The organism is bacterium, from assembly GCA_040753085.1.
In the GTDB taxonomy this organism is placed as follows: domain Bacteria; phylum UBA9089; class JASEGY01; order JASEGY01; family JASEGY01; genus JASEGY01.
In genome coordinates this window covers 1-10,845 of sequence record JBFMHI010000091.1, presented here as the reverse complement: position 1 = coordinate 10,845, position 10,845 = coordinate 1, and the positions used below count along the sequence as shown (strand labels likewise).

Genomic DNA, 10,845 nt, shown 5'->3' with positions numbered 1-10,845 from the left:
GGTGTTTAAAAGTTAGCTAAAATTCCTAAAAAACGGCTTTCTATGCAACCTATAAAAGGAGACGAACCACAATATATTGTGTTCTGTAAGCTTCAAAATCAATATGTGGTGGCTGAGTAGTTACATTAATTGCTTATGGGCTGGGCTGAAGAACTTAAGGATATCTCCCGTTATCTGACTCTTGTCACCCAGATAGGGCTGATGATGGTCTTTTCTGTGCTTATTGGCCTGGGAGCGGGATATTATCTGGATAAATGGCTTGATACCGGGGGATTATTGCTGGCCCTGGGGATAATTATGGGGGCAGGGGGGGGATTTCTGAGTGTTTATCGACTGGTTATGGAGCAGCTTAAGAAGGAAGATTGAGTGTTCTCAGATGGGGGCTGATTACCATCAACTCCAAGGTGAGGTTATCTCCTTTACCCTGATGTTAGCGGGAATAGGCAGCCTATTTTGTTCTATTTGGGGCCGAATTGATTGGGTCTTTGGATTATGGCTGGGGGTGGCGGTCAGTTTATTCAACTTTTGTTGGCTGGCCAGGGATATTAGCCGTCTTTTAACCATGACTTCGGGGCAAGCCGTAAGATTTTTTAGATATCGCTGGCTGCTTAGATATGGATGTCTTACTTTGGCCATGATACTGGCCTTTAAAGTAGAGGGGATTGCTTTGGTAACTACGGTAATGGGTTTCTTTATGGTCAAGGCCGCCATTTTCTTGAAGTTTATTCCTTTTCCTGAACATCTGGAATTCCAGCCTGGAGCCTTGGAAGCCAAAAAGTGAGGGAAAATAGGGATGGGAAAAACAACGGAAAAAGTAATAGTAAAGAACTTTGGTGATATTCTAAAAGCCTCTGAAGGGCTGATTTCTGAGGAGGCGATAAGAATGGTGGAAGTAGACGACGCCGTAGTAGATACAGGCGCCGCCTTTCTTTGTTTGCCGCCGGAAGTTATTGCCAAATTAGGCTTGATGTATGCGCATTCACGAAAAGTGCTTACAGCTAATGGTGAAGTGAATAGAAGGATTTTCTCGGTAGCCAGCATTACTATTCAGGGGCGTGAAATTAGAATGGATGTCATGGAAAACGATGAAACAACACCCCCCTTAATTGGCTATTTGGTGTTAGAAAATATGGACTTAGTGGTTGAGGCAAAATCTCAAAAAGTGACCCCAAATCCAGAGCACGATGGGAAATGGGTTACGGATTTGTTTTAGCGTAAGGGCTCAGCCCTCATTGGGAACACAGATTACCCCCATTCTCCCAGATGGCTCCGATAAAAAATAATTCCTGATAATCGGTAAGATCTTGTGGAATCTGTGGTCTTCTTTTTGGATGGCTGAGTAGTTACGTTTTAGCTTGAGATCGTCAATACCGTTAAGGAGGAAGAATGTTCGAGACGCTGAGGACGGCTTTGCTCAAGGCCTTTGAGATACCAAACTTAGATAATATTACCGAATCAAATGAGCTGATCTTTAAAGTAGGTGAGACCGCCCTGAAGGTCAACGTCACCACTCTCGTGATGACCTGGATTGTGATGGCCATGCTTATTGGGCTGGCCTATCTGGGCGTCCGACGGTTAGAGAAGTTCCCCGGGCGTGTTCAGGCATTAATTGAATGGATTATTGACGGCTTAGACGGTCTAACTAAGGATACTATTGGTCAAGAATCCGGCCGAAAATATTTCCCTCTCTTCGCGACTATCTTCTTCTTTGTGCTTATCTCCAACTGGTTGGGAAGTATTCCTTTTTTCAAATCACCCACGGCTGATTTGAATACCACCCTCGGCCTCGGGCTTTTGGTTTTCTTTATTGTTCAAGGGTCAGCCATCTGGACCAAGGGGCTGGGCCATTATTTAAAGGGCTTTTTAGAGCCGATGATGCTGGCTCCTTTAATGCTGCCGTTAAATATTATCGGGGAATTCGCCAAGCTTACCTCTCATTCTTTTCGTCTCTTTGGTAACATCCTGGGCGGTGGACTGGTTATCTTGATTATTTCTGAATTAACTTACTATTTGATCCTGCCGATCGGCCTAAATGGTTTCTTTGGATTTTTCGTGGGGACCGTCCAGGCCTTTGTTTTTGCTATGTTGGCTATCACCTATATTTCTGTGGCCAGGGCATAAAAATAGTTTCGGGAAACCCGAAACTCGAAACTTAATAAAGGGGGTAGGACTTATGGAGTTCAGCGGAATTACAGCGGAAGCCTTTCTTAAGGGGATGGCCTTTTTAGGGGCCGGCATTTGTATGGGCATAGGGGCCATAGGCCCGGGCGTCGGAGAAGGTTACGCAGCCGGCAAGACAGTGGAAGGCATTGCCCGACAACCAGAGATGGCCACCCTTTTGACTCGAACTATGCTTATCGGTCAGGCCGTAAGTGAATCAACCGGGATTTATTCTCTGGTTATCGCTTTACTGCTCATCTTTGTGGCAGTTTAATCCAATCCGGTGTCTGGTAGTGTGGTGGTCTGGTAGCCTGGGGGTTACCAGACCACTAGTGCTCCATGACATTTGCTTTTAGCAGTTGAGCTATTTTGACGATATCTGAAAACTGGCAATTCAGCACCGAGAAAGCCCGGATCAAACTCAAAAGACTCTACCCATAATATCAAATGTCACGAAGCACTAGTGCCTTGTCAAACTGTAGGGGCACGTTGCAACGTGCCCCTACAGTAAGGGCGATTCGCGAATCGTCTTGGCAAAAGGAGGAGGTAGGGGCGAATAATTATTTGCCCCTACCTAAAGAGACTCTACCCATAAATACTAACGTGACAAGGCACTAGACACCAGGCCACCAGACACCAGAAGAAGCGAAATAATGATCAGCCTTAATTTTACGCTCGTTTTGCAGATTATCAACTTTCTGATTTTGACAGGGATTCTGTATAAGTTGCTGTATAAACCAGTGACTCAGTTCCTGGAGAAACGATCAGCCTATATCCGTGAATTGATTGAAGGCACAGAAAAAGACAAACAAGAGGCGGCTAAAAATTTAGCCGAGGCTAAAGAGACCCTGGCTGAAAAACGGGAAGAGGCCCTGGGGATGGTTGAAAAGGCAAGGCAGACAGCGGCTAAAGAAGAAAAACGGATTATGGCCGAGGCTAACGCCAAAGCAAAATGGATATGCGAGGAAGCCAAGGCCCAAATGGATCAAGAAGTAGAGCGGGCCAAAAGGGAACTTCGAGCCCAGGTAGCCGATCTCTCCATCCTGGTGGCAGAACGGATTATTAGAAAGAGTCTTACTGAAAAGGACCATCGGAAGTTAGTTGATGAATATACCAGAGAGGTAGGGAGACTACATTGATTAAGAGTGCGGCCGGTAGATATGCGGAAGCCCTGATAGATATTGCTTCTGACCACGACAACATAGATATTCAAGGAGAAGAATTGGCCCGGGTCAACCGTATCCTGACGGCTGACCCGGTTATTTTGCGGACCTTTCAGCATCCTAAGCTTGATCTTGAAGCCAGGAAGGCTCTTCTCCTCAAGCTTATGGAGCCTTATCATTTTTCTTCGATTACCAACAATTTCTTGAGGCTGCTTTTGGCCAAAAAGAGACTGAATTTGATTTCGGATATCAGGTTGAAATATGATGAAATGGCTGACAAACGTCAAGCTCGGGCCAGGGCGTTATTAACGGTAGCCGTTCCTCTGCCAAAGGAGATGAAAAATCGGTTAGCCAATAAGTTAGCCAGGTCGATGAAGGTAGAGATTAGGATGGAGATGAAGGTTGATCCCGAAATTATTGGCGGATGTATCATTCGGGTGGGAGATACTATTATTGATGGGAGTGTTAAAAAAAGGCTGGAGATGCTAAAAAGGGAACTAACGGGTTAGTGGCGAGTCGAGTTAATTAGTTAGTTTAACGGTAACTACTCAAAACTAAGTTGAGTAGTTACCCTTCAAGAGGCTGTGTCGTAATGCGAGGACTGCGAACCGAAGGCGAAACAGGACGGATTGCTCCCTCCCTCACTCCGCTCGGGCTTGCAATTGACAAGTTCTCAACTTGATTTTGAGTAGATACGTTTAACGTGGTTAGTAACTGCTCAGCCGCCCCAAAAGAGGCACGCAGATTTCAATATTAAATGTCATAGAGTCCGAGGAGGAAAAAGAAAGTGGAGATCAAAGCCAGTGAAATAAGCGCTATTATTCGGGAGCAGATAGAGCAGTATGATGTTAAGCTGGATCTGGCCAGGGTGGGGACAGTGGTGCAGGTGGGAGATGGGGTGGCTCGAATCTTTGGCCTGGAAGAGGCTATGGCCGGAGAGCTTCTGGAATTTTCCAGTCGGGTCTACGGGATGGTCCTCAATTTAGAGGAAGATTCAGTAGGGGCAGTCATCTTGGGAGAAGATCGTGATATCAAAGAGGGCGATGAGGTTAAGACTACCGGTCGAGTGGTTGAGGTGCCGGTTGGGGACGCTTTAAGGGGACGGATAGTAAATGCCCTGGGGCAGCCTATTGATGGGAAAGGACCGATCAGGACCACCAAGTTCAGAACTATTGAGGCCAGGGCACCGGAGATTGTGGACCGCATATCGGTCAATCAACCCCTTCACACCGGCTTAAAGGCGATCGATTCTATGATCCCTATTGGCCGTGGACAGCGAGAGCTTATTATTGGTGATCGCCAAACAGGGAAAACAGCCATTGCCGTTGATACCATTATCAACCAAAAGGGAGGGGATGTGCACTGTATTTACGTGGCTATTGGGCAAAAACAATCAAGTGTGGCTCAGATAGTGAGCACGCTGGAAGAAAAAGGTTGCATGGATTATGTGACTATTGTTTCTGCGACTGCCTCGGCTTCCTCTCCTCTGCAATATATCGCCCCTTATGCGGGTTGTGCTATGGGGGAAGAAGTCAGGGACAAGGGCGGACATGCCCTTCTCATCTATGACGATTTATCTAAACACGCCGTAGCTTACCGACAAATGTCATTGTTGCTGCGAAGGCCACCGGGTCGAGAGGCGTATCCTGGCGACATCTTCTATCTTCACTCCCGGTTATTGGAACGGGCGGCTAAATATAACCCTGAGCATGGAGGCGGATCGCTGACCGCCTTGCCTATTATTGAGACTCAGGCCGGCGATGTTTCGGCCTATATCCCTACTAATGTCATTTCCATTACGGATGGCCAGATTTACCTTGAACCCGGCCTTTTCTATTCAGGTATAAGGCCGGCCATTAACGTAGGGCTTTCTGTATCCAGAGTGGGCAGCGCGGCGCAGACCAGGTTTATGAAACAAGTAGCCGGCCAACTTAGATTAGACCTGGCCCAATATCGAGAATTAGCCGCCTTTGCTCAATTTGCCTCTGATCTGGATAAGGCCACTCAGGCTAGGCTGGCCAGGGGAAAACGGATGACGGAAATCCTTAAGCAAGGGCAGTATGAACCTATGCCGGTAACCCGACAGGTGATGATTATCTATTGTGGCGTAAAGGGATACCTGGATGACATCTCGGTTAATGATTGCCTTCGATTTGAGCGGGAATTTTTTGGGTATATGGATAGCCAGCGCCCTCAATTAGTAGCTAAGCTGGAGAAGGCTCAAAAATTGGACGACGAGACAGAAGGGGCATTGAAGGAAGCCATAGCCGGATTTAAGGAAGTATTTATCAAGAGCTAACAGTAGACAGTGGATAGTGAAGGAGTAAGAAAGACGTAAGTACTGACGGCTGATTACTGTCTACTGTTCACTGTCTACTGATACCATGATCCTTGATCAGATAATAAAGCATAAACGGGTTGAATTAGCCAGGCAAAAAGAGATTCTCCCTCTTAAGGAACTGCTTCTTCGGTTACCCGCTTCAGCCCCGTCCCCCGGTCGGTTCAGGAAAGCCATTTCCAGGGCGAAAAAGTGGGGAGACCCTATCCGACTCATTGCCGAGATCAAACGGGCTTCTCCATCAAAGGGGATAATTTGCAAGGACTTTGATCCACTCAGGCTGGCGGGTATTTATGCCCGTAATGGCGCGGCGGCTATTTCCGTTCTGACAGAGTCAAAATTCTTTCTGGGAAATTTGAAGACTATTGCTGAAGTGAAGCGAATCGTTTCGCTTCCTGTTCTCAGAAAGGATTTCATCATCGATGAGTATCAGATATATGAATCAGCCCAGGCAGGTGCTGATGCGATCCTTTTGATTGCTGCCTGTCTTCCGAAAGAAACCTTAGCCAATTTTCTTTCTATTGCCCGCGAGGTAGCGATAGATTGTTTAATAGAGGTGCATACGGAAGAAGAATTGGAAAAGGTCATCTCCACAGATGTAGAGATAATTGGCATAAACAACCGCAATCTTTATACCTTTGAGGTTGATTTGAACATTACCTCCCGGCTTAAGCTCTGGATCCCAGCCGGAATCACGGTGGTTTCAGAGAGCGGGATTCGTACTCGAAGACAGGCAAAATTTCTGGAAGCAAAAGGGGTAGATGCTATTCTCGTGGGCGAGGCCCTTTTGGCCAGCCAAGATATAGGAGGTAAAGTAAGAGAACTGTTAGGCACGACTAATTCCCTCTCGGGATAAAAAAAAAGATAAACTTTTAGCTTATGGTTGCCGATAGAGTAAACAGAGGTTTATCTTTAAATATCTCTGGAGGGAGTTGGTAACAGTGGCAACCGTAAGGTTAGGTTTAGTTTGGCTGAATAAATTTTGGGAGAGGTTGGTAGGGGGAAAAGAGAGAAGATACAAGATTCCTCAGCGGACTGAGTATGTGCTTTTCCCGGCTATATGCGGGGATGACTTTAGCACTCCGGGGAAAGATTGTATGGGGTGCCGCAAGTGTCTGTGAAAAGAGTCAATAGCTAAGCAGGCAAGAGACCATAGAGGGAAGATAACCGTTCAGCACATGATGCTGGATGTTCGATCCTCGATCCTCGATGCTCGATGCTCGATCTTCGATGCTGGTAAAGGATCCAGTATCCAGGATCGAGCATCGAGCATCGAGTTTGTGCCTTAGTGGCTGAACGCTTACGAGGGAAGATACACCTTATGGGCTAATGTCTATTGGCTGAGGTGAAAGGGAGGTAAGACGGTTGAAGAGGATACTATTTTGCCTTATATTGGGGGGGATATTGATTGGTTCAGCCCCTGTTTGGTCTCAGATCTACGGTCAATATCAATCTCCTATGGTCATTAAGCCTGGCCAGGTTGAAGGAGGGGTGTATGTTTTTTTTATGGAGGACTTAAATGCCTCAGGGGCATGTGCCCAGGCTAGATTTGGCTTTGACCAGCATATTGATTGGGGGTTAAAGGGTGGAATTATTGAGGCGGAGTTTAACAAAGGGAAGGAGGAGGTTGGATTCTTTATCGGTGGAGAAGGGAAATATCAATTGCTTGACAAGAAAAATTCCGATCTCTATCTCTCTTTAGGGTCTCGACTTACCGTTACTAAAGCCGACAACTTTAACTCTTTTATCCTTTCCGGGTTTGCTCTGGCGGGTGATACTATCCTGATTAATAAAAAGAAAAACACCAACCTTTTAATTTACAGCGGGCTTGGACTGGATATAGTGAACTATGAAAAAATAATAGAGGAGGAAGATGAAGTGGAGCTGGAATTTTTTGTGCCTCTGGGGATAAAATATTGGTGGGGACAAGGCTTCTCGGTGGCCGGCGAAATAACTTTTTCTAAAACAACCTGTATCGGAGGGGGGATAAATATTTACTTCTGAAGTTAGAATTCAGGCGCCGGCCAAGATAAATCTATTCTTAAGTGTTTTGGGCAGGAGGGATGACGGATACCATGAGATTGCCTCTATTATGCAGTCAGTAGCCCTTTATGATACGCTTATCTTTACCCCTGCCCCGCCGAGGATAATTGAAGTAGAGTGCCCTGGGCTGAATATTCCGCCGGGGCAAAATTTAGCTTACCAGGCGGCCATTAAGTTGACTCAATTAGCGTCGGTTGATTATGGGGCAAGCATTAGAATTAAAAAAGCTATTCCAGTGGCGGCCGGCCTGGCCGGAGGAAGCAGTGATGCGGCGGCGGCTTTGATGGGGTTAAATAAATTATGGTCTCTAAGTCTGACTTATGATGAACTTTATCAGGTAGCCTCAGAGCTGGGGGCGGATGTTCCTTTTTGTCTCAATCCCGGAACGGCTTTGGCTGAAGGAATAGGCGCAAAACTTACCCCACTTCAGCCCGGCAGGGCTTTCTGGGTTGTTCTGATCCATCCTGATCAACAGGTGTCTACTTCCCATATCTATCAGTCTCTAAACTTGAGCTTGACAGGCCAGGGGCCTGATATTAAATTAATGGCGGCCGCCATTAAAGAAGGCGATCTCGTCTCAATAGCTGCCAATCTTTATAACGATTTAGAACAGGTAACGGTTAAACAATATCCTTTTATTTTATCCCTTAAACGGGCCATGGTAGAAGCAGGCGCAGTGGGGACATTGATGTCCGGCTCAGGGCCAACGGTATTCGGCCTGGCCTGGGACAAAACTCAAGCCACAAGTATTGCGGCTAAATTGAGGGAAATAGTAAAAGAGAAAGTCCGGATTGTGGAAACTTATAACCCAAACTTGCAGCAAAGGGGGTAGATACGATGGAAGTTACAGACATCCGAATAAAAAAAGTCGAAGAGGAGGGGAAACTTAAGGCATGGGTTTCAGCCACGTTTGATGATTGTTTTGTGGTGCACAATATGAAGATTATTGAAGGACAAGAAGGAAAATTTTTAGCTATGCCTTCACGTGTCACCCGGACGGGAGAACATAAAGATATTGCTCATCCTATCTCTTCCGAATTCAGAGAAGTGCTTCAGGAGAAGATCATTAGGGCTTATGAACAAATGGAGTAATTGGTGCCTGGTAGTCTGGTAGTGAGAGTTGAGAGCTGAGAGTTGAAAGTCGAGAGAAGAGACCTCTCCGTTCTCCCGTCTCAACTCTCCACTCTTAGGAGTCTATCAGACGCCTGGTATCTCAACCCTTTCACGCCGCAGAGGTTTTGGGAGAGACTCTAAGCACTCGGACCAGGACCTCGCTTAATCATCTCACCACTCAACTACTTCACTACTCATCGCTCACCCATCGTTAACAGGTGATAAGCGCAAGTTAAAACAAAAAGTAGGGGAAGGTAAGCTAAATCGTAGATAACTATAACGGTTCGCAATGAAAACTTTCGACCTGTATGGTTAAGGTTGTAGACTACTGACGCTGAAAGCGTCAAATTTTAAATAGCCGTAGATGCAAGCTACGGAAAATAAATACACCCCGCAACGCTCGATCCTGCAAGGGTCGAATATTATCCATCACATAGAATTCAACCCTTTCAGGGTTGAGCGGTAGATGTTTCGTTTCCGCAGGTTTCACCTGTGGTTATGTAAAATTCAAACCTTTCAGATTTGAAGAGGATTGCTTGTAATTTCTAACCGTATAGGTCGAAAGTTTTCTCTGTATCATTTGGTTTATTCTACACCTCAACAGGCCTTGATGTGGGAAAACTTGATACCAATGAGAAGAAAATAAGGATATTATTTTATTGAACAAAAGGGGGTTGAAGAATGGGGTATAAAGATCTAAATGATGAGTATTTTACGAGCCATTTTGAAGAATTAGTAGAAAATCATGGTGGAGAGTGGATCATCATCGCTAAAGGAGAGAAAATAGGTACTGGTCCTAAGCATAAGGTAAGAGAGATCCTTAAGATGGCTAAGGAGAAATTCCCTGCCGAAGTCTGCTTAGTATCACCGATCCCCAAGGAAGAAGAAATAGAATGCGTTCTATGATATTTCCCTATAAAAGACACAAATCTCGTATAATGCCTATAGTTCCAATAATCCTCTTCGGTGTTAATAAAACCTCAATTGAACTTGAGGCTTATATAGATTCTGGAGCATATATGAGTATCTTTGATCTTGAATTTGCCTTTGTACTTAAACTTGAAATCAAAAGCGCAAGAAAGCAGATGTTCATCGTTGGGGATGGAAGTTTTATCCCGGGTTATGTCTTTAATCTTCCCATCCAGATAGGAGAACATAAGTTCATCTTTGAAGTTGCTTTTTCTGATAAACTGAATATAGGTTTCAACCTTCTTGGGAGAAGAGGAATCTTCGATCAGTTTGAGGAGATTATTTTCAGAGAGAAAAAACAAGAGGTAGAATTCAGGTATGAATCCGTTTGAGGTATTAGGAAGCATTAAGGAGGTAAAATATGCCTATATTTCCAGGATTGGGGACAGAGTTGGAGAAGCTGCTCGATCAGTCTTTTGGATTGAAAGCTTCCCTTATTGCCGGTCCCATAAATAAGTGGCAACCTTTTGCCGACGTCTATGAAACCGAAACTACTATTGTGGTTAAGGTCGAATTGGCCGGAGTAAAAAGAGAAGATATCCAACTTACTCTTGATCGGGATAGATTAATTCTTCGGGGGGTAAGGCGGGATATCTCTTCGGAGAAAAAAAAGTGCTATCATCAGATGGAGGTTAATTACGGGACATTTGAACGTGTCATCCCTCTTACTCAAGCGGTCAGGTCTGATCAGATTAAGGCAAATCTTGAGGAAGGCATTCTGGAAGTGGTTTTACCGAAGGCCATGGAGAAGAGGAGCAGTTATATCGTCCTTGAAATTGGATAACTACAATCTACTCTTGAAGCCTTGAATCCTCGTAACTGCTCAAAACTAAGTTAAGCAGTTAGTTGGGAGACAAAGCAAAATTCCCTCTCCCTTGATGGGAGAGGGATAGGGTGAGGGTGAAATTGGCGGGCAATATTATTACTCTTGCTATTTCACCCTCCCCTAACCCCTCCCATCAAGGGAGGGGAAGCTTTTATGCCAACGCTGTCGTCGGTACAAAAGGAGATGAAACTTAACCCATAGCACTATAATCTGTAATGAGCTTACTTTTTTAA

General features: G+C 45.3%; 16 protein-coding genes. All 16 read left to right on the top strand.

The window, feature by feature from the left end; genetic code table 11:
• Positions 1-135: 135 nt before the first annotated feature.
• The 16 genes from AB1797_09730 to AB1797_09655 all read left to right on the top strand — a co-directional run bounded on the left by AB1797_09730 (position 136) and on the right by AB1797_09655 (position 10,570).
• A complete protein-coding gene (locus tag AB1797_09730) occupies positions 136-366 on the top strand; it encodes an AtpZ/AtpI family protein (protein MEW5767887.1) in 231 nt (76 codons plus the stop codon).
• On the top strand, positions 323-781 hold the full coding sequence (locus AB1797_09725) for an ATP synthase subunit I (protein MEW5767886.1): 459 nt from the start codon (positions 323-325) through the stop codon (positions 779-781). Before AB1797_09730 ends, AB1797_09725 begins: the two co-directional genes overlap by 44 nt.
• A 12-nt stretch (positions 782-793) precedes the next feature.
• Positions 794-1,213, top strand: coding sequence for a retroviral-like aspartic protease family protein (locus AB1797_09720; GenBank protein ID MEW5767885.1), 420 nt, complete (start codon positions 794-796; stop codon positions 1,211-1,213).
• A gap of 173 nt (positions 1,214-1,386) precedes the next feature.
• Entirely contained in the window at positions 1,387-2,121 is a 735-nt protein-coding gene (gene atpB, locus AB1797_09715; protein MEW5767884.1) for a F0F1 ATP synthase subunit A, read from the top strand.
• A gap of 52 nt (positions 2,122-2,173) precedes the next feature.
• Complete coding sequence (atpE, locus tag AB1797_09710; GenBank protein MEW5767883.1) at positions 2,174-2,434, top strand: ATP synthase F0 subunit C; 261 nt, start codon at positions 2,174-2,176, stop codon at positions 2,432-2,434.
• Between the two features lie 379 nt (positions 2,435-2,813).
• Complete coding sequence (atpF, locus tag AB1797_09705; GenBank protein ID MEW5767882.1) at positions 2,814-3,299, top strand: F0F1 ATP synthase subunit B; 486 nt, start codon at positions 2,814-2,816, stop codon at positions 3,297-3,299.
• Entirely contained in the window at positions 3,296-3,832 is a 537-nt protein-coding gene (atpH, locus tag AB1797_09700) for an ATP synthase F1 subunit delta (GenBank protein MEW5767881.1), read from the top strand. The genes atpF and atpH overlap by 4 nt, the downstream gene beginning before the upstream one ends.
• A gap of 278 nt (positions 3,833-4,110) precedes the next feature.
• Positions 4,111-5,622 carry a F0F1 ATP synthase subunit alpha gene (atpA, locus tag AB1797_09695; GenBank protein ID MEW5767880.1) on the top strand — a complete coding sequence of 504 codons (1,512 nt, stop codon included), beginning with the start codon at positions 4,111-4,113 and terminating at the stop codon, positions 5,620-5,622.
• An 85-nt stretch (positions 5,623-5,707) separates the two neighbouring features.
• On the top strand, positions 5,708-6,517 hold the full coding sequence (trpC, locus tag AB1797_09690) for an indole-3-glycerol phosphate synthase TrpC (GenBank protein ID MEW5767879.1): 810 nt from the start codon (positions 5,708-5,710) through the stop codon (positions 6,515-6,517).
• A gap of 85 nt (positions 6,518-6,602) precedes the next feature.
• Positions 6,603-6,782, top strand: a complete 180-nt coding sequence (locus AB1797_09685) for a hypothetical protein (protein ID MEW5767878.1) — start codon at positions 6,603-6,605, stop codon at positions 6,780-6,782.
• Positions 6,783-7,026: 244 nt separating this feature from the next.
• Entirely contained in the window at positions 7,027-7,665 is a 639-nt protein-coding gene (locus AB1797_09680) for a hypothetical protein (GenBank protein ID MEW5767877.1), read from the top strand.
• Positions 7,652-8,536 carry a 4-(cytidine 5'-diphospho)-2-C-methyl-D-erythritol kinase gene (gene ispE, locus AB1797_09675; protein ID MEW5767876.1) on the top strand — a complete coding sequence of 295 codons (885 nt, stop codon included), beginning with the start codon at positions 7,652-7,654 and terminating at the stop codon, positions 8,534-8,536. The genes AB1797_09680 and ispE overlap by 14 nt, the downstream gene beginning before the upstream one ends.
• A 5-nt stretch (positions 8,537-8,541) precedes the next feature.
• Positions 8,542-8,796, top strand: a complete 255-nt coding sequence (spoVG, locus tag AB1797_09670) for a septation regulator SpoVG (protein MEW5767875.1) — start codon at positions 8,542-8,544, stop codon at positions 8,794-8,796.
• Positions 8,797-9,498: 702 nt separating this feature from the next.
• A complete protein-coding gene (locus AB1797_09665; GenBank protein MEW5767874.1) occupies positions 9,499-9,723 on the top strand; it encodes a hypothetical protein in 225 nt (74 codons plus the stop codon).
• A 32-nt stretch (positions 9,724-9,755) separates the two neighbouring features.
• On the top strand, positions 9,756-10,118 hold the full coding sequence (locus tag AB1797_09660) for a hypothetical protein (protein ID MEW5767873.1): 363 nt from the start codon (positions 9,756-9,758) through the stop codon (positions 10,116-10,118).
• Positions 10,119-10,147: 29 nt separating this feature from the next.
• Positions 10,148-10,570 carry an Hsp20/alpha crystallin family protein gene (locus AB1797_09655; GenBank protein MEW5767872.1) on the top strand — a complete coding sequence of 141 codons (423 nt, stop codon included), beginning with the start codon at positions 10,148-10,150 and terminating at the stop codon, positions 10,568-10,570.
• Positions 10,571-10,845 lie beyond the last annotated feature (275 nt).

Bases quoted from the DNA above. Each gene is read 5' to 3' on its own strand.
- AB1797_09730 (MEW5767887.1), top strand. From the start codon at position 136: ATGGGCTGGGCTGAAGAACTTAAGGATATCTCCCGTTATCTGACTCTT.
- AB1797_09720 (MEW5767885.1), top strand. From the start codon at position 794: ATGGGAAAAACAACGGAAAAAGTAATAGTAAAGAACTTTGGTGATATT.
- atpB (MEW5767884.1), top strand. From the start codon at position 1,387: ATGTTCGAGACGCTGAGGACGGCTTTGCTCAAGGCCTTTGAGATACCA.
- atpE (MEW5767883.1), top strand. From the start codon at position 2,174: ATGGAGTTCAGCGGAATTACAGCGGAAGCCTTTCTTAAGGGGATGGCC.
- atpF (MEW5767882.1), top strand. From the start codon at position 2,814: ATGATCAGCCTTAATTTTACGCTCGTTTTGCAGATTATCAACTTTCTG.
- trpC (MEW5767879.1), top strand. From the start codon at position 5,708: ATGATCCTTGATCAGATAATAAAGCATAAACGGGTTGAATTAGCCAGG.
- spoVG (MEW5767875.1), top strand. From the start codon at position 8,542: ATGGAAGTTACAGACATCCGAATAAAAAAAGTCGAAGAGGAGGGGAAA.
- AB1797_09665 (MEW5767874.1), top strand. From the start codon at position 9,499: ATGGGGTATAAAGATCTAAATGATGAGTATTTTACGAGCCATTTTGAA.
- AB1797_09660 (MEW5767873.1), top strand. From the start codon at position 9,756: ATGCCTATAGTTCCAATAATCCTCTTCGGTGTTAATAAAACCTCAATT.
- AB1797_09655 (MEW5767872.1), top strand. From the start codon at position 10,148: ATGCCTATATTTCCAGGATTGGGGACAGAGTTGGAGAAGCTGCTCGAT.